This window comes from [Flexibacter] sp. ATCC 35103, from assembly GCF_001975985.1.
GTDB lineage: Bacteria > Bacteroidota > Bacteroidia > Flavobacteriales > Flavobacteriaceae > Flavobacterium.
Genome location: NZ_MTQF01000003.1, coordinates 638,452 through 663,957, shown reverse-complemented (window position 1 = coordinate 663,957; position 25,506 = coordinate 638,452). Strand labels below are relative to the sequence as shown.

Sequence of the window (25,506 nt, the reverse complement as noted above, 5' to 3'; positions counted from 1 at the left end):
GGAAAGCCTTTGTTGCTTTGAACCTTTATTCCTTTGTTCTTCTATTTAGCTCCTTCCTGAAAATCGTACTTCATCTTTCTCAAAATTCTAAGCGCTTCTTTAAATGATAAATAAATGCTTCCGAAAGGCTTCAAAAGTAATTTAGCATCAATAAGTTTTTGTTTGGCATCATCAAAACCATTCAGATAACAAATCATAAAAGTAGAAGGAAGATTTTCCAGGTCTTTTAACTCACGTTCTGATAAAGCAATACTTTTTTGCAATTTTTGAAGCAATGCCATATTTGCATTATAAATATGATATAACATTTTGCGATTGAATTCCGGAGGCTGAAAAAGCATTTCGCGATCGATTTTGTAATAACCATTATCAAAAAAATGAATCGTTTGCTTTTCTAAAGGATAATAACTCGTTTTGTCATTTAATCCCAGCGGAACATATTCGGTTATTGTAAAAGTATCGTCATCAAAAACAATAGTGACCACATCCTGAGCCGAATAAAAAAGTTTAATCTGCTCGTTTATCAATTCAATATCTACTCGCGACAAGAATGTTTTATCACGGGATTTATGTGGAACTCCCGCCCAGCAAATCACAAATAATTCTTTAAAAACATGATATTTAGGCGCCATGTCTTTGTGTCTGAAATTCATGAAATCAATAACGCCGTCAAGTGTATATTGAATACTATTTCGGGAACTATTTTCGATTCCAATTACGGTTTCGGTATTTTGGTAATTCTTTTCAATTTCACCTTCAACAGGAACCGAATTACTGCCACGCCTAATAAAAACACTATTCGCTACTATAGTATGAATTCCTTTTTTAAAATACGAGATTTTACTTTTAGGTTTTATCGTAACCAAACCAATCACTTTATCTTTTGGAAGATTTGGAAAAGGCACATTCTCATATTGAATCTTAGGAGGATTTTCTAAAAATGCATTTACAAGATTCTGAATTCGGCTATCGTCAAAAAAATCATCACCTACAATTTCGTTATCCTGATCTTCAACTCCTACAACGATATAAGAATTATTGGTTGGGTTTGAATTAGATAAGGCACAAATATGCTTTAGAAACTTTCCTTTTCCTTCTCTGGAATGCAAATTCAATTGCCTTTTTTTATCATAAAAACTGCTCTCGTCATTGTGAGCTAGTAGATTTTTTATCAAAAGGCGCTTGTTAATCATTTTTTTAGACTTCTTAGATTGTTAGAATTTTAGACTTCTTCGACTATCGAACTTTTGAATCTTTAACTTCTTAGATTAATTGGATTACATAAACTTCAAATCTAAGAAGTCTAAAATCTAAGTTAGTCCCTTTTGACTATCGTGGATGATGCCTGCGCGGTGCTCATCACCACTAAATCGGCAATGTTTACATGATACGGTCTTGAAACCACAAAATGAATAATATCAGCAATATCTTCTGCCTGCAAAGGATCAAAACCTTTGTAAACATTCGAAGCTCTTTCGGTATCACCTTTAAAACGTACTTCGCTGAATTCTGTTGCTACCATTCCCGGATGAATTGCTCCTACTCGAATGCTAAACGGATTCAGGTCAATTCTCATTCCTGCTGTAATTGCATCAACAGCGTGTTTTGTTCCGCAATATACATTTCCGTTTGGGTAAACTTCTTTGGCAGCAGTTGATCCAATATTAATAATATGACCGGAATTTTTGGCTGTCATTTTCGGAATTACTGCTTTCGAAACATACAAAAGTCCCTTTACATTAATATCGATCATAGCATCCCAATCGTCCAGATCTCCAGTTTGAATAGGATCTAAACCATGTGCATTTCCTGCATTATTAATCAAAACATCAATATCTGAAAATGTATCCGGAAGAGAATTTATTTTTTCAAGAACTTCATTTTTATCGCGAACATCAAATGATAAAGAATATACTTCGGTATAAGCCGAAAGTTCTTTTTCAAGTTCAGCTAAACGATCGATACGTCTTCCGCAAAGGATAATTTTATAGTTATTTTTAGCCATTATTTGTGCGGTTGCTTTTCCAATTCCGCTTGTGGCTCCAGTAATTAAAACTGTTTTTTTCATTTTAAATATTTTTTTTTTATTTTGCCACAGATTAAAATGATTTTCACTGATTAAAAATCCGCTGGATCTGCTAAATCTGCGTGAAAAATTACTCTCGCAGATTTAGCAGATACGAGATAAAAAAATCATTTTAATCTGTAGTAAATATTTTTTCATCCTATTACTGAACACTTAAAACTGAGACTGTAAACTATTTTAAGCAACATCATCTCCCATACTTTCTGTCCAGATAGCAAACCAGTCTTCTTTGTCCATTTCTAATTCAACAGCTTTCATCAGCGCTTGAATTCTGGCAATATTTACGGTTCCTGCAATTGGAATCACTCCTGACGGATGTTTTAAAATCCAGGCCAACAAAAGTGTATCCGAACCAAAACCATATTTTTGAACCAGATCAGAAAGTAATTTCTTCAAACGACGTGTTTTTTTGGTGTCTTCCCTAAAAACAGTCCCAAGCGGATTCCATGATAATGGACGAATACTGTGTGTTTGCATATAATCAAAACTTCCGTCAACCATTGGTTCATAATTCGTTGCCGAAAATTGCACCTGATTATAGCTTACTTCAGTTTTCTGACGAATCAATTCGGTTTGAGAACTCGTGAAATTCGAAAGTCCAAAATCAATAATTTTCCCTTCTGCTTTCAATTTTTCAACAGCTTCTGCAATTTCATCCGCTTGCATTAACGGACTAGGTCTATGCAATAAAAAAACATCAACATAATCAGTTTTCAACTTTTTTAATGACTCTTCAAGAGACCAAATAATATAATCTTTAGAATAATCGTAATGTTTTATTTTATTTTGTCGGCTTTCAGCAATCATCTGAATTCCGCATTTGGTTATTAATTGTAATTTCTCGCGTGAGATTTTACTGTTGTGAAATGCTTTTCCAAAATCTGCTTCTGTGGTATAAGATCCGTAAATGTCTGCGTGATCAAAAGTGGTAATTTTGTTTTCGATACAAAGTTGTATCAGGTTTTCCATTTCTTTAGTTGTAAGGTTTTTATCCCAAACTCCCCAATTCATAGTGCCCGAAATTATAGGCGATAATGCTGTTTTACTCATGGTTTTATTGCGTTATTTTTGGTAATAAATATGCTTTTCTAAAACATAATCATCAAAGTTCTTAAAAATATAAAAATAGATTCACAATTAGTCCTTAAAATTAGGTCATTGGTCGAAGTTTTAACCATTCTTTAACATCTTACTTCTCAAAAAATATTCAATTTGCACTCTCAAAAGCTACGCATAGAAATCACCGTTTTAAAAAGGTTTTAAAAATATTTATATGGAAGAAAATACAACGACTTTAGACATTAGAGCGATAAATGAAAAAATTGAAAGAGAAAGTGCTTTTATAGACCTTCTTACAATGGAAATGAACAAAGTTATTGTGGGCCAGAAACATATGGTCGAGCGTTTATTAATTGGACTTCTTGGACAAGGACATATTTTGCTTGAAGGTGTTCCGGGATTAGCCAAAACTTTAGCGATAAATACTCTGTCACAAGCAGTGCAAGGTTCGTTCAGCCGTATTCAGTTTACTCCCGACTTATTACCTGCCGATGTCGTTGGAACGATGATTTATAACATCAAAGCAAACGAATTCTCAATTAAAAAAGGGCCAATCTTCGCTAATTTCGTCCTTGCCGATGAGATTAACCGTGCTCCGGCAAAGGTTCAGTCAGCACTTTTAGAGGCAATGCAGGAAAAACAAGTAACAATTGGCGACACAACTTTTAAACTTGATCGTCCGTTTTTAGTACTTGCAACTCAAAACCCGGTGGAGCAAGAAGGAACATATCAACTTCCTGAAGCGCAAGTGGACCGTTTCATGCTTAAAACAGTAATTGATTACCCAAAAATTGACGAAGAACGTTTTGTAATTCGTCAAAACTTAAAAGGATCTTACGAAAAAGTAAATCCTGTTGTTTCTGTAGAACAAATTTTACGTGCACAAGAAGCGGTGCGTGAAGTATACATGGACGAAAAAATCGAAAAATATATCTTAGATATCATATTTGCTACTCGTTATCCAGAGAAGTACAAACTAGCCGACTTAAAACCTCTTATTAGTTTTGGAGCATCACCACGTGGAAGTATCAATTTAGCTAATGCAGCAAAATGTTACGCTTTTATCAAACGTCGTGGATATGTAATCCCAGAAGATGTTCGTGCTGTTGTACATGATGTTTTACGTCACAGAGTTGGGATAACATATGAGGCTGAAGCCGAAAATATTACTTCTGTAGACATTATCAACAAAATCGTAAACGAGATTGAAGTACCTTAAAAATTTGTTTAATGTTTCAAGTTTCAGGTTGTTGTAAAGCAAACTTGAAACTTGAAACTTTTAAACTTTAAACAAATAAAATGGATACAAAAGAGCTTTTAAAAAAAGTACGGAAAATAGAAATCAAAACCAAAAGACTGAGTAATCACATCTTTTCGGGAGAATACCACTCTTCATTTAAAGGACGAGGGATGACTTTTAGTGAAGTACGTCAATACCAATATGGCGATGACATTCGTAATATCGATTGGAATGTTACTGCACGCTATAACGAAGCCCACGTAAAAGTTTTTGAAGAAGAACGCGAATTAACCATGGTTTTAATGGTTGATATTTCGGGTTCTGAGGGTTTTGGTTCAAAAAGTCAGTTTAAAAAAGACATCGTCACCGAAATTGCGGCAACGATGGCTTTTTCGGCTACACAAAACAATGACAAAATTGGTTTAATATTATTTTCTGATAATGTCGAATTGTATATTCCACCCAAAAAAGGCCGTTCACACGTTTTGAGAATCATTCGTGAATTAATCGAATTTGAACCAAAAAGTCAAAAAACAGATGTTGGAGCTGCTCTGAAATTCTTGTCAGGAACTCAGAAAAAGAAAGCGATTGTTTTCGTTATTTCTGATTTTATGTCTGAGAATTATGAGCAAACTTTAAAGATTGCTTCTAAAAAACATGATATTACAGGCGTTAGGGTTTATGATATTCGTGAAGAAAAAATCCCGAATTTAGGAATGGTAACAATGCTTGATGCTGAAACCGGAAAAATTCAATTAGTCGATACCGGGTCAAAAACCGTGAGAATGAATTACGAAAAACACTATCAGGAAAGAGTAAATTATTTCAAAGATATTTTCAGTAAATCCGGAGCAGGAGTCGTAAACACAAGAGTCGACGAAAATTACGTGACGAAATTATTAGGGTATTTCAAATCAAGATAATGATTTAAGAATTTAGATTAACGATTTTTGATTTATGATGGAGGTGATAATTAAAACTAGAAAATGAATAAACAAGAATTGGAAAATAGATTAATTGATTTTGCTGCAAGCATAATTCTATTAACTTTTAAATTTGAAAAAAATTACGCCGGAAATCATTTATTAGGTCAAATAACTCGATCAAGTACGTCGCCCGCCTTGAATTATGGTGAAGCACAAAGCGCAGAAAGCAAAAAAGATTTTATTCATAAAATGGGAATTTGTTTAAAGGAGCTAAGAGAAACTTTTGTTTGCTTAAAAATAATTGAGAAAGCAAATTTATCGACAGATTTACAAAATTTGTCAAAAGCCAAAACAGAAGTCAATGAATTAATATCAATATTTGTTTCAAGCATTAAAACATCAAAAAATAATTCATAAAAAAACAAAAGATTAAAATTTTATTTTCATCATAAAATCTGAAATCAAAAATCGTTAATCTTCAATCGTTAATCATAATGAAATTAAAGTTTTACATATTTTTATTTTTACTTTCCTCTTCTATTTTTGCCCAGCAAAAACAAGTAGAGACGAGCATTGATACCACAAAAAATAAAATTGGGGCAGAATTTAAGTTAACGCTTAAAACGGTTGTCAGTTCAAAATCTAAGGTTGTTTTTCCTAAACTAAAAAACATTGGTCAGCTTGAAGTAATTCAATCGTATCCAATTGATACCGTGAAGAAAAATGATACTTATGAATTGATCAAAAAATATGGTTTAACGCAATTTGATTCCGGAAAATACGTAATTCCGAGTATTCAGATCTTAATCGATAAAAAACCTTATCAAACTGATTCTATTCGTGTTGAAGTTGCGAATGTAAAAGTGGATACTTTACAACAAAAAATGTACGACATCAAAGATATTACTGTTGTAGACAGCGGTATTAGCGATTGGTGGTTTTACCTTTTAATTGTAGTTGTAATTCTTACAATTGGAGCTTTCGTATATTGGTATGTTAAAAAATGTCAAAAGAAAAAAATTGAAGAAGAAGTTTATAAAACTCCTATCGAAAAAGCGACAAGTTTACTGAACAATCTGGAACAAAAAGAATTGGTTCAGAAAGGTGAAATTAAGGAATACTACAGTGAACTGACTGATATTGCCCGTAATTATATCGAAGAAGCGATTCATATTCCGGCTATGGAAAGCACAACATCTGAATTGATTCAGGCGATACGATTGGCTTCTACCAAGAAAAAGATGACACTTACTCCTGAAACTGTAGAGAATCTTGAGCGTGTTTTACGTCAGGCGGATTTAGTAAAATTTGCTAAATCTAAACCTTTAGAATTTGAAATTACTGAAGACAGAAATAAAATTCAAAGAGTAATTCTTACGCTTGATAATGCGATCCCAACTGAAGTTCCGGCTGAAGAAGAAGATCAATTATTGAACGAAGCACAAAGACAAAAACAAATAAAACTTCAGCTGCTTAAAAAACGCAATAAACGAATTGCTATTGCTGTTGGAACTGTTTTGTTTTTATTCATCGCTACAACCGCATTCTTTATTGCTACGAAAGGTTTTAAATACGTAAAAGACAATCTTATTGGTCATCCTTCTAAAGAATTATTAGAAGGCGAATGGGTAAAAAGTGAATACGGAAATCCAGGTATTGTGATTGAAACTCCAAAGGTTTTAAAACGAATGGATGCTCTAAAAGTACTTCCTAAAGAAACCATGGCTTTAATAAAAGAAATGCAGCTTTTTACGTATGGAAGTATGGTTGGTAATTTTTACGTAACCGTTTCAACCAGTAAATTTAAAACCCCAACAGATATAGATTTAGCAAAAGCATTAGAAGGTTCCCTAAAAGTTATCGAAGCACAGGGCGGACAAAATATTATTGTAAAACAAGAAGATTTTCAAACTAGTGCAGGTATTCAGGGTGTAAAAGGATACGGAACAATGACCGTTTTTAACCCTGTTGACAAAACAAGTACAAAGGCTTATTATGAACTTTTACTGTTTAAACAAGATCAGGGATTACAGCAAATTATGATTTTACACGAAGAAGGTGATACTTATGCCAATGATATTACAACCAGGATTTTAAATTCTGTTGAACTTAGAAAAGCGAGCAACTAATGGGAAAGATAACTTTTTTAAATCCAGAATTCTTTTGGTTATTTCTATTAATTCCAATTGCAATCGCTTGGTTTTTCTGGAAACGCAACCAGCAATCGGCTACTTTAAAAATGAGTTCAACTCAGGGTTTTAAAAACAGCGAATCGCTTTTAACAAAATTAAAACCTGCTTTATATGTTTTTAGAATTTTAGGATTAAGCTCTTTAATTATAGCATTGGCAAGACCTAGAACCGTAGATATTAGCAGTCAGACTAAAACAACAAAAGGAATTGATATTGTTCTTGCAATAGACGTTTCAGGAAGTATGCTGGCAAAAGATTTAAAGCCAAACCGTATGGAAGCTTTAAAAAGAGTTGCCGCAGATTTTGTTGGCGAAAGACCTAATGACAGAGTTGGATTGGTTTTGTACGCATCTGAAGCTTATACCAAAACGCCGGTTACAAGTGATAAAGCGATTATTCTTGAAGCCATAAAAAGCATTAAATACGATACGGTTTTACAAGACGGAACCGGAATTGGGATGGGATTAGCAACCGCCGTAAACCGTTTAAAAGATAGCAAAGCAAAAAGCCGGGTTATTATCTTGATGACAGATGGTGTTAATAATGCCGGTTTTATCGAACCTGAAACAGCATCAGACATTGCAAAACAATACGGAATAAAAGTTTACACAATTGGTATTGGTACTAACGGAATGGCTGCGTCTCCATACGCGTATGCGCCAAACGGAGGTTTTTTATATAAAATGCAGAAAGTTGAAATCGACGAACAATTAATGAAAAATATTGCGCGTAAAACCGATGGAACTTATTTTAGAGCAACAAGTAACGATCGATTAGCAGAAATATATAATGCAATTAATAAATTAGAGACTACTGAAATCCAGGAATTAAAATTCTACGATTACGACGAAAAATACCGAGGTTTTGTTTTACTAGCAGCATTTTTGTTATTGTTAGAAGTAGGTTTAAGAAATACGGTTTACAGAAGCTTTATATAATATTTTAGTCTCAGTCACAGTTATCAGCTACCCACTGAAAACTGCCACTGAAAACTGAAAACTAGAATTAAAAAATGGAATTAGACGAAAAAAAATATTTATATCTTTTATTATTACTCCCAATTCTGGTGTGTATTTTTCTTTTCAATATGTATTGGAAAAGAAAAAAACAGCGCGAATTTGGTGACTTAGAAATGGTAAAAAGGCTAAGTCCTGAAAGATCTGTTTTTAAACCTGTGCTAAAATTATCAGTAATCCTTTTGGCACTTGCCTGTTTAATTATTGGGTTGGTAAATCCGAAGATTGGGACTAAAATGGAAACTGTAAAACGTGAAGGAATTGACATTGTTTTTGCTGTCGACGTTTCTAAAAGTATGCTTGCCGAAGATGTGGCACCAAGCCGTTTAGAAAAAAGTAAACAATTGGTTTCGCAAATCATCAATAATTTAGGAAGCGACAGAATAGGAATTGTAGCTTATGCAGGAAGTGCTTTCCCGGTTTTGCCAATTACATCAGATTATAGTGTTGCTAAAATGTTCCTGCAAAGTATGACTCCGGATATGGTTTCATCTCAAGGAACTTCATTAGATGAAGCCATTAGATTATCATCGACTTATTTTGATGAAAAAAGTAAAACCAGCAAATTATTAATCTTAATTTCTGATGGAGAAGATCATTCTGAAGGAGCTTCGGCAGCAGCTGAAGAAGCTAATAAAATGGGAATGAAAATCATCACTATTGGTGTTGGAACAGAAAAAGGAGGTACAATTCCGTTAAGAGAAAATGGCGTAATCAAAAGCTATCAAAAAGATCAAAACGGACAAACGGTTATTACAAAACTAAATCAGGAAGGCTTAACAACCATTGCAAAAGCGACAAAAGGCGGTTATGTTTATGGCGGAAACACAAAGGAAGTTTTAGAATATATCAAAAATGCGTTAAACAACATCCAGAAAACAGAATTTGAGGCTACACAAATGGCCGATTTTCAATCACAATTTCAGTGGTTTATTGGCTTTGGTTTCTTATTGCTGTTTATTGATATCTTCCTGCTGGAAAGAAAAACGAATTGGATTAAAGAGTTGAATTTATTTAACGAAAAGAAATAATAAAGTTACCCACTAATTATCCGGAATTAGAAATAATTGGTCCTATTTGTGGCAAACTAAAAACATAAAAAATTAGAATGAAAAATTTACTTCTTTATATTTTACTAACGTTTTCTTTAGCTGTTTCGGCTCAGGAGAAAGACAAGACATTGCCTGATGCCAATGAAGAATATAAGCAGAATAAATTTGTTGATGCTGAAGCTAATTACAGAATTTCAGAATCAAAATTTTCAAAGCGTGCAACTGCTCCATATAACTTAGGAAATACCATCTACAGACAAAACCAGGCTTCTGAAGCTAAATTCGCTTATGCAAAAGCCATAAAAAATGCTAAAACAAGACCAGAAAAACATAAAGCTTTTCACAATTTAGGGAATGTTTTAATGAAAGAAAAAAATTATACGCAAGCCGTTGAAGCCTACAAAGAAGCTTTACGAAATGATCCTACTGATGATGAAACGCGTTATAATTATGCTTACGCCAAACAAAAACTAAAAGAAAATCCGCCTAAAAACGATAAAAACAAAGATAAAAATAAGGATAAGGACAAAGACAAGGATAAAAACAAAGATAAAGACAAGGACAAGGATAAAAATAAAGATAAGGACAAAGATAAAAAGGACGACAAAGGCGATAAAGACAAGGATAAAAAAGATGGTAAAGATGATCCGAAGAAAGATGATAAATCTGATAACAAAGGAGAACCAAAACCACAACCTGGAGGAATTTCTAAAGACCGCGTTCAAAATTTATTAGATGCCGTAAACAACGAAGAAAAGAAAATTCAAGATAAAGTAAACGCTCAGAAAGTAAAAGGAAACCCTAGAAAAGCAGAAAAAGACTGGTAGTTTTTGGGTTAAATCATTTATTCGTTTGACCGTTAATCCGGAGCACAAAAAAACGACTAAACAATAAAACTGCAAAAAAACCGATTAAACAAGTTAACAATTAAACAGTTAAACAAAAACTGATAAACAATTAATGAAAAGATATTTAATTCTATTACTATTCACTTTTCAAGGGCTTATGGCTCAAGTTCAATTTGAAGCCAGAGTAAGCAAAAATACCCTTGGAGTAAACGAAAGATTACGTATTGACTTCATCATGAATGTTGATGGGGATAACTTTGACCAACCTTCATTTGACGGCTTTAGAGTTGTAGGCGGACCAAGTCAGCAAATAAGCCAGTCGTGGGTAAACGGAAGAAGCTCTTTTCAAAAAATATATTCTTATATCTTACAGCCCAATCAAAAAGGAACGTTTTCTATTAAACAGGCTTCTATTGAATATAACGGACAAATTTATAAAACACAACCTATAAAAGTTGTAGTAACAAATGCAGTTGCCCAGGAAAGAGATCCTTATGATAACAGCAGACCGCAAGGTCAGCAAGGTGTGCCTAATGAAACTTTGAACCTTGTAGCCGAAATCTCTAAAACAAGTCCGTACTTAAATGAACCTATAACTGTAGTTTACAAATTATACTTTAACAACATTAATGTTACCGGTTTTAAAGAATTAGCGAAACCAAAGTATAATGACTTCTGGAATCAGAATATAGATATTAAACAACTTTCTATCGAAGAGGGAACTTTTCAAGGACAAAGATGTTATTTTGTTATACTGAAAAAGACTATTTTATATCCTCAAAAATCAGGAAGATTAACTATTGAGCCTCTTTCATTAGATATTAGCGTACAATTGCCTTCAAATCGTCGTGACATGTATGGCCAGATGATCTTGACAGATGATAACAAAATTGTTTCAGCCGGCGCTAAAACTATTAATGTAAGACCACTTCCGGAAGCAACTAAACCAGAAGGATTTGGTGGTGCTGTAGGTAAATTTAATTTTACTGTTACACCATCTAAAACGACGCTTAAAAGTGGAGAAAGTCTGGATTTAGTTGTGAGCGCATCAGGAAGCGGAAACATGAAATTGTTTACTTTGCCAAAACCTGTTGTACCAAATGCATTAGAAATGTACGATCCGGTTCATGATGAACAAGTGACAACTTCGCTTTCAGGAATGTCAGGAAGAATTACAGACAAGTATTCTATTGTACCTCAATACAAAGGAAAATATGCAATAAAACCAATGCAGTTTTCTTATTTTGATTTAAGTACCGGTTCTTATAAAACTATTACTTCATCAGAAATAATGGTTGATGTTTTAGACGGACCAATGCAGGCAGAGGCCAATGCAACAGCAAGCGCATCTAAAAATATAATTTCGAAAACAGAACAATTTAAATACATAAAACCAAAAACAACTTTAGTAGCAATAGCTAAAAATGATTTTTACGGTTCTAATCTGTATTATATTTTATTATTCATGCCTTTCGTGATTCTGCCAATTATTATTCTGGCTAAGAAGAAAAAAGAAGCTCTTGACGGTGACGTAACAGGAAACCGAATTAGAATGAACAACAAACTGGCGAAGAAATATTTATCTGAAGCTAAAAAACAACTGAACAATAAAGAGCCATTTTATATTGCTTTGGAGAAAGCGATGCATAATTTCCTAAAAGCAAAATTGCATATCGAGACTTCAGAAATGAGTAAGGATAATATTCGTGAATTATTAGTGTCCAGAAATGCCAATCCAGAATCAGTACAAAATTTCATCAGCCTGACAGAAAACTGTGAATTTGCACGTTATGCTCCGGCATCAAGCGCTTCAATTCAGCAGGATTATGATAAAGCTGTTCTGATAATTTCAGAATTAGAAAAACAGATCGTATAAACTTAAATTCAAAACCAATAGAATTTTATCCCAAAGCTTCGGGACTGTTAGGTTTAAAAGAAATAAAATGAAAAATATAGTCTATCTTTTTTTATTAATCACTCAGGTTTTCTTTGCTCAAAGCAGCTTTGAAAAAGGAAATGCTTTGTACCAAAAGGGACAATACCAACAAGCTGTTGATGTTTATGAAAGTATTGTTAAAGAAGACAAACAGCATTCTGCAGAATTGTATTTTAACTTAGGGAATGCGTATTACAAATTAAATAAAGTAGCACCTTCTATTTACAATTACGAAAAAGCGTTGGTTTTAAAACCTCATGATCCTGAAACATTAAACAATTTAAAGTTCGCCAAAAAATTAACTATCGACGAGATTAAAGAGATTCCTAAAGTAGGATTTGCAAAACTGATTCAAAGCTTTACAGGAATTTTTGATTATAATACCTGGGCAAAAATTTCTGTTGCAATTGCATTTGTTTTTTTATTGAGTTTTATTGGCTATTATTTCTCGCAAATTACAATTACAAAAAGAATCTATTTTATAGGAATGTTTGTTCTTTTAGTTGCTTTGTTATTAACTGTATCTGCAGGAATTACAGAAAAAGATCATTTTAACAATGATCGTCCGGCTATTGTTTTTTCAGAGTTAAGTGAAGTCCGTAGTGAACCACAAAAAGCTGGTGCAGCTATTTTTCTTTTGCACGAAGGAGCAAAAGTTTATGTTACTGAAACTGTAGGCCAATGGAAAAAAATCGAATTAACAGACGGAACCGAAGGTTGGATTGATGGGTCTACAATTAAAGAAGTAAAATAAAGTTTTTTTAAAATTTAATAAAAAAATCCCAAATTCCAACTTGATAACAATTGGAGTTTGGGATTTTTTATATCAATTTGAACCTTTAAATTGTATAAGTGATATAAGTAAATTTAAGTTTGATTGCAACTAACCAAACGTTTTATTTATAGCACAATATACGCACAGCATATTGTAGAGACGCACAGCAGTGCGTCTTACCAAAGATTGGTATTTTAAATAACCCTAACGTTTTATGTAAACAGAGACCTGACAGGTTTTGAAAACCTGTCAGGTCTAACAGTGGCAGTAAGTCTATTGAAACATTAGACGCACTGATGTGCGTCTCTACAATTTTGATTGTGAAAAAATATGGGATATTGAAAATTGTAAACCTTCTCAGGCGTCATAAAAATTTAGCTTGAACTAAAATGAACTTATATTACTTATATGGTTTAAACCTAAAATTTATAAACTTTCTCAGGCGTCACACAATAATCCAGTTTTACATCAGATTCGAAAACATCTTCGATTTCGTTTTCGGCTTCAAAGAACGAGAGTCCAATTTTGATGGTTTCCGGTTTGCATTCAGATAAGAATTTATCGTAAAAACCTTTTCCGTAACCTACCCGATTTCCTAATAGATCAAATGCCAAAAGCGGCACAAAAACTACGTCAATAGTTTCTGACGGAACTGATAAACCATTTACAGGTTCCGGAATATTATATTCGTTTTTTTTGATTTTGGTATTATCTGTCAATAAAAAATGTTTCATTTCTCTTGTTTCAAAATCACTTTTAGAAACTACAATTTCTTTATCTTTTCCGGAAAGCAAATGCAAAACATATTCAGTGTTTACTTCTTTTTGTTCTTCGATAGGCAAAAAAACATGATAATACATTTTATCCCAAATAGGCAATTGAATTAGATTATTGGCTATAACCAAACTCTTTTCTTCAAGATCATCGAGCGTAAGTTCTTTGCGAAGATTTTTATAGTGTGATCGTAATTCTTTTTTATTCGTCGGCATTTTCAGGATTATTTTTAGACATATGATAAATCGCATCGCCTTCGTAAACAATTGGCGAATGATTTGCGTTAATGACAAAGCCGTCATGTGGCGCTTTTACTTTCTGTTCAAATTTACCAAACGGATCTGTAATGATGGCCAAAATTGTTCCTTTGGTTACAAATTTTCCAATCAAATTATAATCGTGCAGCAAACCCGAACATTTAGCGCGCAACCAAACCGAATTTTTGATGTAAATCGATTGCTCTTTAGCATATTCAACTACTTGTTTAGGATCAAGCATATCTAGATAATGCAGCAAACGCTTTACTCCCATTACACCTTCATTTGCAATAACATTATTTATATCTAATGATTTCCCGCCTTCAAAAAGCAGCATTTTTATATTGGCTTTTTCACAGGTATTTCTAAAAGAGCCATTTATATTTTTAGAATATAAAGTAAACGGCGCATTAAATACATCGGCTAAAATTTTCAATTCGGGATTATTCTCTGTGACCCTAATTTGCGGCGCATTAAATCTACTAGCACCACCGGCATGAAAATCGACAGCATAATCAATAATCGGCAAAACTTCGGCAACGATATGATAGGCAAAACGACTGGCCAGAGAACCTTTTTTACTTCCCGGAAAAACGCGGTTTAAATCACGTCCGTCAGGAAACTCACGGGATTTATTTACAAAACCATACATATTGATAATTGGGATACAAATAATAGTTCCTTTTGCAGGACGATTTATTTTTTTGCTGATAATCTGACGCACGATTTCAACACCATTAATTTCGTCGCCATGAATCCCGGCTGAGAATAAAACCACAGGACCTTCAATCTTTGATCGACGCACAATGACTGGAATATTTAGTTTTGTGGTGGTGTGCAGCCTCGCAATTTCAACATTTATTGTTTTGTTTTCTCCCGGCAAAATCGATTCGCCAAAAATAACCAAGGGTTTACTATTTTTCATGTAGAATTATAAAATCTAAATATAGAAATTATTCTTTTGATTTCGTAAATTTGAAACTAAATCCGTGTTAAGCTTTTTTTCTTAAATCAGAATGATTTTTGAAAATGCTTATCGATTATCTTCAGAAACAAAACAGAATGCAAAAACCGTCCTTAGATCTTCAAATCCTTACGTTGCCGGACAATCCCGGCGTGTATCAATATTATGATAAAGATGGAAAGATCTTATATGTTGGGAAAGCCAAAAATTTAAAAAAAAGGGTTTCCTCCTATTTCAATAAAATTCATGATACGGCCAAAACAAATGTCTTGGTTAAGAAAATTGTAACCATAAAACACATCGTTGTTCCTACTGAAACAGATGCTCTTTTGCTGGAAAACAATTTAATCAAAACTTTGCAGCCACGTTATAATGTATTGCTTCGTGATGACAAAAGTTATCCCTGGATTTGTATTAAAAGAGAACCTTTTTCAAGAATATTTTCGACCAGACGAATGGTCAAAGATGGTTCTGAATATTTTGGACCCTATACCAGTTTCAAAACCGTGCATACTATTCTTGATTTAATTAAAGAATTGTATCCGCTTAGAACTTGCAATTATGATTTGAGCAAATCGAATATCGATTCAGGCAAATTCAAAGTTTGTCTGGAATATCATATTGGCAATTGCAAAGGACCATGCGAAGGTCTGGAACCTCTCGAAGAATATCAAAGGCAGGTTGATGCGATCCGCGAAATCCTGAAAGGGAATTTTAAAGAAAGTATGAAAGATTTTAAGCGATTAATGAACCAATATGCTCAGGATTTACGTTTTGAAGAAGCGCAGAAAATCAAAGAAAAGATAGAAGTCCTTGAAAATTACCAATCCCGATCAACGATTATAAACCCCAAGATTACCAATATCGATGTCTTTTCGATTGTCTCTGACGAAAGTGCCGCTTATGTTAACTTTCTTCAAATTTCGCACGGATCTATTATTCGTTCACATACTTTAGAAATGAAGAAAAAGCTGGATGAAACCGATGAAGAGTTGCTGGAACTTGCGATTATCGAACTTCGCGAACGTTTTCAGTTATTATCAAAAGAAATCATTGTTCCGTTCGAAATTAATTTGGGCGAAAACATCAAAACAACTGTTCCGCAACTCGGAGATAAAAAACAAATTCTGGATTTATCCATTCGAAATGCTAAGTTTTATAGAATCGAACAACTCAAACAATTGCAAATTGTAGATCCGGATCGACATACCAACCGAATCATGGCACAAATGCAAAAAGATTTGCGATTGCCTGTTGAACCACGCCATATAGAATGTTTTGATAACTCGAATATTCAGGGAACAAATCCTGTTGCGGCTTGCGTCGTTTTTAAGGACGGAAAAGCAAGCAAAAAAGATTATCGCCATTTTAATGTAAAAACCGTCGAAGGTCCTGATGATTTTGCTTCGATGACTGAAATTGTCTATCGCCGATACAAAAGATTATTAGACGAAAATGAGCCTTTGCCACAACTTATTATTATCGACGGTGGAAAAGGACAGCTTTCTGCAGCCTTAAAAAGTATAGACGCCTTAGAATTAAGAGGTAAAATTGCTATTATTGGGATTGCAAAACGCCTCGAAGAATTATTTTATCCCGGAGATTCGATCCCGTTATATCTCGACAAAAAATCAGAAACATTAAAAGTAATTCAGCAATTACGAAACGAAGCGCATAGATTTGGGATCACATTTCATCGTGACAAACGTAGTAAAGCAGCACTAAATTCGTCTGTAGAAAGTATTCCGGGTATTGGAGAAAAAACCATGCTTACATTAATACAACATTTTAAAAGTGTTAAAAGATTGAAATTGGCAACCGAAAAAGAAATATCTGATGTCATAGGAGTATCAAAAGCCAAAAAAATTGTCGACTTTTACAAAACCAACTAGTTATTTTTTATGCGCCCAATCCAGCTGTCCATTTCAAATACTCGGTCAAAACGATTTTTTTCTACTGCAAAAAAAGGAGCTTCTAAAGTCGCTCTTTTTTTACAGGAAAAAATATCGCTTTTTCTTTCGCAGTTTTCCATTTCCATCTGGGGCGTACAGTTGGGTCTTTTTATACTTTTATTTTTTAATACACAAAACTCTTTTTCACAGGAAAATAACGAAAAAGCAAAACAAGACGAAGCCAAAAGACCCAAAATAGGATTAGTTTTAAGTGGCGGCGGCGCAAAAGGTTTTGCACATATTGGAGTCTTAAAAGTTCTGGAAGAAGCAGGAATTAAAATCGATTATATTGGTGGAACCAGTATGGGATCTATCATTGGCGGACTTTATGCTTCCGGTTATAACGCTTCTCAAATTGACTCCATTTTCAAAAGAACCAATTTCGACGAATTGATTAATGATTACATTCCGCGTTCCTCTAAAAACTTTTACGGCAAAAAAAATGATGAATTGTACGCCATCGTTTTACCATTTAGCAAATTTAGAGTAGGAATTCCGGAGGCACTTTCAAAAGGAATGTACAATTATAATTTATTAAGCAGTCTTACCCGTAATGTGCGCCATGTTCGAGACTTTAATAAACTCCCAACTCCGTTTTTATGTATTGGTACCAATATAGAAACAGGTGAAGAAGTTTTATTAAACAAAGGAAACCTGGTTCAGGCTATGATGGCGAGTGCAGCATTTCCTTCGTTATTTACTCCTGTAGAAATCGACGGGAATTTACTGGTAGATGGAGGTGTTGTAAATAATTATCCTATTCAGGAAGTTCGAAATCTCGGTGCTGATATAATTATTGGTGTGGATGTTCAGGATGATTTAATGAAACGAAAAAACCTGAAAAATGCAACCCGCATATTAGTTCAGATTACCAATTTGCAGTCTATTGATAAAATGAAAAGCAAAATAAAAGACACTGATGTTTATATCAAACCTGACATTAGGGATTATGGCGTTATTTCATTTGACAAAGGCGAAGAAATCATAAGAAAAGGCGAAGAAGCAGCTTTTGCCGTTTATGAAAAAATAAAAACATTGGTAAATGAAGACAATTTTTATAAAAAACCAAAACTAAAAATCGCCACTGACACTATACAAATAGACAAAATAAACAGTGATAAATTAGACAATTATACGCGTGAATACATACGCGGAAAACTTCGTTTTAAACCTGGAAGCACCATTACATATGATGATCTTAAAACAGGAATCAACAACTTAAATGCTACTCAAAACTTTAGTACAATCTCTTATTGCCTGCAACCAGACGGCACAAAAGATGACCTTGATTTAGTACTAAAAGAAAACCCAACACAGACTTACTTAAAACTAGGTTTGCATTATGACGGATTATACAAAAGCGGTATTTTATTAAATCTTACCCATAAAAAAACTTTCCTGAAAAATGATGTAACATCTCTGGACATAATTCTTGGTGACAATTTTAGATACGATTTAAATTATTATGTCGAGAATGGTTTTAACATCAGCTTTGGGTTTCGTTCCAGATTAAATCAGTTCAATAGAAATGTAACGACAAGCATTAGTAATATTTTTGCAGAAAATTCAAATGTTAACTTGATTAATGTTGACTTTTTAGATCTTACAAATCAGGCTTATTTTCAAACGATCTTTGTTCAGAAGTTCTTAATGGGCGGAGGATTTGAGTACAAATATTTAAAAATAAATTCACCAACGCTTTCTAATACAGAAAACATCATAGAAAAGAGTAACTATTATAGTGTGTTTGGATATTTAAAATACGATTCGTTCGACAATAAAAGTTTCCCTCATTCCGGAGTTTATTTTTCCGGAGATTTACAAACTTATTTAGCGTCATCAGATTACACCAATCAGTTTAAACCTTTCTCGATTGCAAAGGCCGAAATTGCATTTGCCAGAACCTTATTTAGAAAAGCTACAGTAAAAATTGGAGCCGATGCCGGATTTAATATTGGCAGCGACAGCGTTCCGTTTTTCGATTTTATATTAGGAGGTTATGGCTACAACAAAATCAATAACTTTAATTATTTTTACGGATATGACTTTTTGAGTATCGCCGGAAATAGCTTTATAAAAGCCGATATTACTTTAGATTACGAAATTTTTAAAAAGAACCACGTCAATTTTTCTGCGAATTTTGCCAATTTGGGCGACGATATTTTTACTACTGTAGATTGGGTTTCAATGCCTAAATATTCCGGTTATGCAGTTGGTTACGGACTTGAAACTATTATTGGACCAATTGAAGTTAAACAATCATGGTCTCCTGAAATGTCAAAAAGTTATACGTGGTTTAGTATTGGATTTATGTTTTAAGACAAATAAACATTAAATATTACATAGGAAAGATCCATTTTTTTGTGCTAAAAAATATCTTTCGTATTTTTTTAACGTTAATAATTGATATAATATATAATTTAAATCAATAAAAATTACGACATTTGTTATAATGAAAACAAAATGGACAGGTTTATTAGAGTATCTTCAATTCCTCATCAAGAGAAATCCTGAATGAAACCACCGAATTGAGATGATTGGTCGATTATAAAAATTGAGCTGATTATCTGTTCACACAATTCAAATTTTTCGAATTATCTAATTTACAAATTATCTAATAGAAAAGCCATGCCATTATATCATAAACTCGGAAACTTTCCTCAAAAAAGACACACCCAATTCGAAAAACCTAACGGAGGTTTCTACTACGAACAATTATTTGGTACCGAAGGTTTTCACGGACATTCATCCTTATCTTATCATGTTCACAGACCAACTCAGGTTAAAGAAATTTTAAACTCCTACTCTGTTGAGCCAAAAATTGCAATTGGAAAAAACATAAAATCATTGCTTTTTAAAGGTTTTGAATTAAAACCTGAAAACGACTTTTTAGATAGCCGAAAAGCAATGCTTGTCAACAAAGACTGTATTATTGGTTTAGCAGCTCCTAAAGAATCTCTTCGAAATTATTTCTATAAAAATGCCGATGCTGATGAAATGCTTTTCATCCATAAAGGAAAAGGAAAATTAAGAACAATGCTTGGGAATATTCCGTTTGAATATGGAGATTATCTTATTATTCCAAGAGGTATTATTTACCAAATCGATTTCGAAACCACAGAAAACAGACTTTTTTACGTAGAATCTTATTCCCCTTTTTACACTCCAAAACGTTATAAAAACCAATCAGGTCAGCATTTAGAACATTCGCCATTTTGCGAGCGCGATTTTATTTTGCCAAACGAATTGGAAACACATGACGAAAAAGGCGATTTTTTAATTAAAATCAAAAAAGAAGGCATGATTCACGAAGTGGTTTATGCTACACATCCTTTTGATGTTGTGGGTTGGGATGGATATAATTTCCCATACGGATTTTCGATTCACAATTTCGAACCTATAACGGGACGTGTACACCAACCGCCTCCGGTACACCAAACTTTTGAAACGGCTACTTTTGTCGTTTGTTCATTCTGCCCAAGACTTTACGATTATCACCCAAAAGCAATTCCGGCGCCATATAATCACAGCAATATAGATTCTGATGAAGTACTGTATTATGTTGATGGTGATTTTATGAGCCGTAATAATATAGAGCAAGGTCATATTACTTTACATCCAAAAGGAATTCCGCATGGTCCCGCGCCAGGCGCGATGGAGCGCAGTATTGGCCACAAAGAAACTCAGGAATTAGCTGTTATGGTTGATACTTTCAGACCATTAATGGTAACGGAAGAAGCGATGGGATTGGATGATGGTCAGTATTACAAATCCTGGACGGAGTAGCTAGTCGAATTTAACCGCAAAGTCCGCAAAGGATTTTACGCAAAGTTCACAAAGTTTCTAACGAAATTTTATCAAAACAAATTCGCAAAGCTTTGCGTTCTTTTGCAATTTTACAAAATCTAACTCAAAAAAAACTTTGCGCTCTTTGCGGTAAAAAAAAACTTAAACACAACATTTCGGCAAATCAAATAAACGATTCACCGATTAAACAAATAAACATCATGTCAAAAGAAGTAAAATCAGTAGAATACGGATTAGAAAAAATCTTTGAAGGAGCACAAGATTTCCTTCCGTTATTAGGAACAGATTATGTAGAATTCTACGTAGGAAATGCAAAACAATCGGCACATTATTACAAAACAGCTTTCGGATATCAGTCGTTGGCTTATGCAGGATTAGAAACCGGAGTAAGAGACAGAGCATCGTATGTTTTGAAACAAGATAAAATTAGAATTGTTTTAACAACGCCATTAACTCAAGATTCACCAATACATGAACATCTTAAAAAACATGGCGATGGTGTAAAAGTTGCTGCTCTCTGGGTTGAAGACGCCAGAAGTGCTTATGAAGAAACCATGAAACGTGGAGCTCGTTCGTTTATGGAACCAACTGTAGAAAGCGATGAATTTGGAGAAGTTGTTCGTTCCGGAATTTATACTTACGGAGAAACTGTTCATATTTTTGTAGAAAGAAAAAACTACAATGGTGTTTTCCTGCCAGGTTATAAAGAATGGAAATCAGACTATAATCCAGAACCAACAGGATTAAAATACATTGACCACATGGTTGGAAATGTAGGTTGGAACGAAATGAATACCTGGGTAAAATTCTACGAAGAAGTAATGGGATTCGTAAATTTCTTATCATTCGATGACAAACAAATTACGACAGAATACTCCGCTTTGATGAGTAAAGTAATGTCTAACGGAAACGGAAGAATCAAATTTCCAATCAATGAACCTGCAGAAGGAAAGAAAAAATCACAAATAGAGGAATATTTAGATTTCTACGGCGGACCCGGAATTCAGCACATTGCCATTGCAACAGATGATATTATAAAAACTGTATCACAATTAAAAGCTCGTGGAGTTGAATTTTTATCTGCTCCTCCTCATACCTATTACCAGGCAATTCCGGAGAGATTAGGAGTTCATATGGATATGATGAAAGAAGATATTAATGAAATAGAAAAACTAGCCATTATGGTCGATGCCGACGAAGATGGTTATTTATTACAAATATTTACGAAGCCAGTTCAGGACAGACCAACGCTTTTTTTCGAAATTATTCAAAGAATGGGAGCAAAAGGATTTGGTGCAGGAAACTTTAAAGCCCTTTTTGAGTCGATTGAGAGAGAGCAGGAATTAAGAGGAACTTTGTAAAAACGCAATATTTTTACATTAAATAGAATAATTCTCTGTAAAAGGGTGCTTTTTATGCAAATGTTATGTTAAACTTGCCTTTTGCTATTTCTTTTTTGAACTTTCTATCTATCTTTGCACTCGCAAATCAAGAAGGGGTGGTTTCCTTCTGAATTGATATAAATTTCATAATTTATAGTTTTTTGGTTAGTTAATAGCATAAAAACTCAGTCATTTCTTGACTGAGTTTTTTTGTATCAGTACATTTGGAATAGAATTTGCATTTATTTATCTTTATAATGAAATGTAAAAATTGTACTATGAAAAAATTCATCCTCACTATATTAATTCTCACGACACTTTCTTTCGACACTCAAAAAGAAGACGCTTTCGATACGGGGGAATACTTTAAATTCAGAATTCATTACGGAATTGTAAACGCAGGTTATGCCACACTTGAAATAAAAGATGCTACCATAAACAACAAAAAAGTGTATCATGCTGTGGGTAAAGGTTACACAACCGGAATGTCTAAATTTTTCTTCAAAGTAGAAGACTTATATGAAAGTTATTTCGACAAACAAACCGGAAGCCCCTATCGTTATGTTCGAAAAATAGACGAAGGCGGTTATACAAAAAATCAGGAAGGTTTTTTTAATCAAACCGAAAACAGGATTTTAGTAAAAGATTATAAGCGTAAAACCGAAAAAACAATTGTGATTACAGATAATGTTCAGGATATTATCTCGTCTTTTTATTACTTAAGAAACCATCCTAATATAGACAAACTTAAATCTGGTGAAGCAATTACAATCGATATGTTTTTTGACGAAGAAATCACAAAATTTAAGTTAAAATATATAGGTCGTCAAGATATTACAACTAAATTTGGAACCGTTTCTACGATGGTATTTAAACCATTAGTACAAACCGGGCGTGTTTTTAAAGAAAAAGAAAGCGTAACGCTCTGGATAACAGATGACGACAACAAGGTTCCGATTAGAATAAAAGCGGATCTTGCCGTTGGATCACTTAAAGCAGATCTTGACGAATATAAAGGATTAAAAAATCCATTTAAAGTAAAAAAATAATGAATACCACAGATCATTCAGAATCAATTCTAAAAGAAATTGACCTTAAATTTCAGGCTATAAATCAAAAAACTGATGTTCAGCTAGAAGGCTTACTTTGGTCAAAACCTATCACTTATTGGGATTACATTCAGACTGATGCTCTTTTAAACTTACAAATACAACGCACTACACTTCCTGATGAAATGGTTTTTATTATGTACCATCAGGTAAATGAATTGATATTTAAAATGATTTTGTGGGAAATTGATCAAATTGCCGACACACAAAACATTCAGGTTGATTTTTTCAGCGAAAGATTATCCAGGATTACCCGTTATTTCGACATGCTAACAAATTCTTTCAGCATCATGGAAAACGGAATGGAGGTTGATCAATACATGAAATTCAGAAATACATTGACTCCAGCAAGTGGTTTCCAGAGCGCACAATACAGATTAATAGAATTTGCCTCTACAGATGTGATCAATTTAACAGATCGAAGATATAAAGCGAATTTTGATGAAAATACAGCTTTAGAAACCAGTTTTGAACATTTATACTGGCAGGCTGCCGGAAAAGATTATCATACCGGAGAAAAATCATACCTTCTGAAAGAGTTTGAAAATAAATATAAAGATCAGTTTCTAAGACAAATATCTGCGTTTAAAACAAAAAACATTTGGCAGAAATTTACACAACTTCCAATTGAAGATCAACAGAACCAAGAATTAATCCAGGCAATGCGTCACTATGACGAAACCGTTAATATTACTTGGGTTATGCAGCATTTAAACACCGCAAGAAAATATATTTTAGAAAGCGGAAAAGGTAATGGCGAAGCGACAGGAGGAAGTGACTGGCAAAAATATATGCATCCAAAATACCAAAGACGCATCTTTTTTCCTAAATTGTGGACCGAAGAAGAATTGTCTAATTGGGGAAATGAAACAGCAGTTTAATTTCTAAAAAAAATAAATAAGTTTGAAAAAAGTATTCGTAATTATAATCCTATTATTATCAATTGTTTCATGTAATAAAACCGCTGAAAAAGTTGAAAATAAAATTACAAAACCAAAGACTAAAAAAGTAGAATTCGGTTTTAATTACGCTGATTTTAATGTTCTTCAGGACACGATAAAAAAAGGAGACTCTTTTGGTTCTATTATTCAAAAACAAAATATTGGTGACAAAAAAGTATTTGATATTGTCGAGCAGGTAAAAGACTCTTTTAATGTAAGAACAATTCGATACAACAAACCCTATACTCTTCTTCGTTCTAAAAACAAAACAAATAAACTACAGCTTTTTATATATCAGCCTGATGCTTTGACGTATTATGTAATTGATTTTAGAGATAGTATTACAAAAGCTTACAAAAAAATAAAACCTGTTACGCTGAAACGTAAAATTATTGGTGGCGTTTTAAAAAGTTCATTATCTGAAACTTTAGGAAACGAAAGCGTAGAAACGGCACTTGCAAGCAGAATCACAAAAGTATTCTCCTGGTCTATTGACTTTTTTAAACTTAAAAAAGGAGATCGCTACGGATTAATTTTCACAGAACGCTTTATAAACGGTAAAACTTACGACGGGGTTGAAGATCTTGAAGCTGCATTTTTTGAATATAAAGGCAAAATCGTTTATGCATTTCCGTTTGAAAAAGATACTATTTCAGGGAAAGTAGAATATTATGATGATGAAGGAAAAACACTGAAAAACTTTTTCCTGAAAACTCCAATCAAATTTAGCCGAATCACTTCAAGGTTTACTGCAAACAGATTTCACCCGGTACAACATACCTGGAAAGCACATAAAGGAACTGATTATGCTGCTCCAACCGGAACACCAATTTCGACAACAGCATCCGGAGTTGTAGAAGCAACAGGATATACAGCAGGAAACGGAAACTTTGTAAAAGTAAAACATAACGGCACCTACTCTACTCAATATTTACACATGTCCAGAATTTTAGTTCGTCGCGGTCAACGTGTTACCCAAGGTCAAACCATAGGATTAGTAGGAAGCACAGGACTTGCAACGGGACCTCATGTTTGCTATCGTTTCTGGAAAAACGGAATTCAGGTAGACGCATTGAGACTTAACTTACCAACCGGAGAATCTTTGACCGGATCTGATAAAAATCGTTTCATGAAACAAATGGAGCCTTTAAAAAGAGAATTGGATAGTATTGGGAATTTATAACTTTTAT

21 protein-coding genes are annotated in these 25,506 nt (G+C 33.6%); 16 read left to right on the top strand and 5 right to left on the bottom strand.

What is annotated here, in order from left to right:
• Window positions 1-41: 41 nt before the first annotated feature.
• The 3 genes from BXU01_RS07090 to BXU01_RS07080 form a co-directional block, all read right to left on the bottom strand.
• Entirely contained in the window at window positions 42-1,193 is a 1,152-nt protein-coding gene (locus BXU01_RS07090; protein WP_083692530.1) for an ATP-binding protein, read from the bottom strand.
• A 122-nt stretch (window positions 1,194-1,315) separates the two neighbouring features.
• Complete coding sequence (locus BXU01_RS07085; protein WP_083692529.1) at window positions 1,316-2,068, bottom strand: SDR family NAD(P)-dependent oxidoreductase; 753 nt, start codon at window positions 2,066-2,068, stop codon at window positions 1,316-1,318.
• A gap of 195 nt (window positions 2,069-2,263) precedes the next feature.
• Entirely contained in the window at window positions 2,264-3,136 is an 873-nt protein-coding gene (locus BXU01_RS07080) for an aldo/keto reductase family oxidoreductase (RefSeq protein WP_083692528.1), read from the bottom strand.
• 223 nt (window positions 3,137-3,359) lie between these two features.
• Between BXU01_RS07080 and BXU01_RS07075 the strand changes: the two genes are divergently transcribed.
• From BXU01_RS07075 to BXU01_RS07035, 9 genes are all read left to right on the top strand, one after another.
• Entirely contained in the window at window positions 3,360-4,364 is a 1,005-nt protein-coding gene (locus BXU01_RS07075) for a MoxR family ATPase (RefSeq protein WP_007807095.1), read from the top strand.
• Between the two features lie 80 nt (window positions 4,365-4,444).
• Window positions 4,445-5,308, top strand: coding sequence for a DUF58 domain-containing protein (locus tag BXU01_RS07070; RefSeq protein ID WP_083692527.1), 864 nt, complete (start codon window positions 4,445-4,447; stop codon window positions 5,306-5,308).
• Window positions 5,309-5,371: 63 nt separating this feature from the next.
• Window positions 5,372-5,728 (top strand): four helix bundle protein, encoded by a 357-nt coding sequence (locus tag BXU01_RS07065; protein ID WP_083692526.1) that lies wholly within the window; start codon window positions 5,372-5,374, stop codon window positions 5,726-5,728.
• Between the two features lie 77 nt (window positions 5,729-5,805).
• A complete protein-coding gene (locus BXU01_RS07060; RefSeq protein ID WP_083692525.1) occupies window positions 5,806-7,440 on the top strand; it encodes a hypothetical protein in 1,635 nt (544 codons plus the stop codon).
• On the top strand, window positions 7,440-8,441 hold the full coding sequence (locus BXU01_RS07055; RefSeq protein ID WP_083692524.1) for a VWA domain-containing protein: 1,002 nt from the start codon (window positions 7,440-7,442) through the stop codon (window positions 8,439-8,441). Before BXU01_RS07060 ends, BXU01_RS07055 begins: the two co-directional genes overlap by 1 nt.
• Before the next feature lie 74 nt (window positions 8,442-8,515).
• The gene (locus tag BXU01_RS07050; protein WP_083692523.1) at window positions 8,516-9,550 is read left to right on the top strand and encodes a VWA domain-containing protein; all 1,035 of its coding nucleotides are present in this window, start codon (window positions 8,516-8,518) and stop codon (window positions 9,548-9,550) included.
• Between the two features lie 77 nt (window positions 9,551-9,627).
• Complete coding sequence (locus BXU01_RS07045; RefSeq protein ID WP_083692522.1) at window positions 9,628-10,398, top strand: tetratricopeptide repeat protein; 771 nt, start codon at window positions 9,628-9,630, stop codon at window positions 10,396-10,398.
• Between the two features lie 133 nt (window positions 10,399-10,531).
• On the top strand, window positions 10,532-12,295 hold the full coding sequence (locus tag BXU01_RS07040; protein ID WP_083692521.1) for a BatD family protein: 1,764 nt from the start codon (window positions 10,532-10,534) through the stop codon (window positions 12,293-12,295).
• Between the two features lie 67 nt (window positions 12,296-12,362).
• Window positions 12,363-13,109: a tetratricopeptide repeat protein gene (locus BXU01_RS07035; RefSeq protein WP_083692520.1), complete on the top strand. Its 747-nt coding sequence runs from the start codon at window positions 12,363-12,365 to the stop codon at window positions 13,107-13,109.
• Window positions 13,110-13,549: 440 nt separating this feature from the next.
• Here the strand turns inward: BXU01_RS07035 and BXU01_RS07030 are convergent, their stop codons facing one another.
• Both BXU01_RS07030 and BXU01_RS07025 read right to left on the bottom strand, forming a co-directional pair.
• A complete protein-coding gene (locus tag BXU01_RS07030) occupies window positions 13,550-14,119 on the bottom strand; it encodes a 5-formyltetrahydrofolate cyclo-ligase (protein ID WP_083692519.1) in 570 nt (189 codons plus the stop codon).
• On the bottom strand, window positions 14,106-15,086 hold the full coding sequence (locus BXU01_RS07025) for a succinylglutamate desuccinylase/aspartoacylase family protein (protein WP_083692518.1): 981 nt from the start codon (window positions 15,084-15,086) through the stop codon (window positions 14,106-14,108). Before BXU01_RS07025 ends, BXU01_RS07030 begins: the two co-directional genes overlap by 14 nt.
• Before the next feature lie 137 nt (window positions 15,087-15,223).
• Between BXU01_RS07025 and uvrC the strand changes: the two genes are divergently transcribed.
• The 7 genes from uvrC to BXU01_RS06990 all read left to right on the top strand — a co-directional run bounded on the left by uvrC (window position 15,224) and on the right by BXU01_RS06990 (window position 25,499).
• Complete coding sequence (uvrC, locus tag BXU01_RS07020) at window positions 15,224-17,017, top strand: excinuclease ABC subunit UvrC (RefSeq protein ID WP_083692715.1); 1,794 nt, start codon at window positions 15,224-15,226, stop codon at window positions 17,015-17,017.
• A 9-nt stretch (window positions 17,018-17,026) separates the two neighbouring features.
• Window positions 17,027-19,396 (top strand): patatin-like phospholipase family protein, encoded by a 2,370-nt coding sequence (locus BXU01_RS07015; protein ID WP_123773969.1) that lies wholly within the window; start codon window positions 17,027-17,029, stop codon window positions 19,394-19,396.
• Window positions 19,397-19,705: 309 nt separating this feature from the next.
• Complete coding sequence (locus tag BXU01_RS07010; protein WP_083692517.1) at window positions 19,706-20,863, top strand: homogentisate 1,2-dioxygenase; 1,158 nt, start codon at window positions 19,706-19,708, stop codon at window positions 20,861-20,863.
• 221 nt (window positions 20,864-21,084) lie between these two features.
• Entirely contained in the window at window positions 21,085-22,245 is a 1,161-nt protein-coding gene (hppD, locus tag BXU01_RS07005; protein ID WP_083692713.1) for a 4-hydroxyphenylpyruvate dioxygenase, read from the top strand.
• Window positions 22,246-22,544: 299 nt separating this feature from the next.
• Window positions 22,545-23,315 (top strand): DUF3108 domain-containing protein, encoded by a 771-nt coding sequence (locus tag BXU01_RS07000; RefSeq protein ID WP_083692712.1) that lies wholly within the window; start codon window positions 22,545-22,547, stop codon window positions 23,313-23,315.
• On the top strand, window positions 23,315-24,256 hold the full coding sequence (locus tag BXU01_RS06995) for a tryptophan 2,3-dioxygenase family protein (protein WP_083692516.1): 942 nt from the start codon (window positions 23,315-23,317) through the stop codon (window positions 24,254-24,256). Before BXU01_RS07000 ends, BXU01_RS06995 begins: the two co-directional genes overlap by 1 nt.
• A gap of 22 nt (window positions 24,257-24,278) precedes the next feature.
• Window positions 24,279-25,499: a peptidoglycan DD-metalloendopeptidase family protein gene (locus tag BXU01_RS06990; protein ID WP_083692515.1), complete on the top strand. Its 1,221-nt coding sequence runs from the start codon at window positions 24,279-24,281 to the stop codon at window positions 25,497-25,499.
• Window positions 25,500-25,506 lie beyond the last annotated feature (7 nt).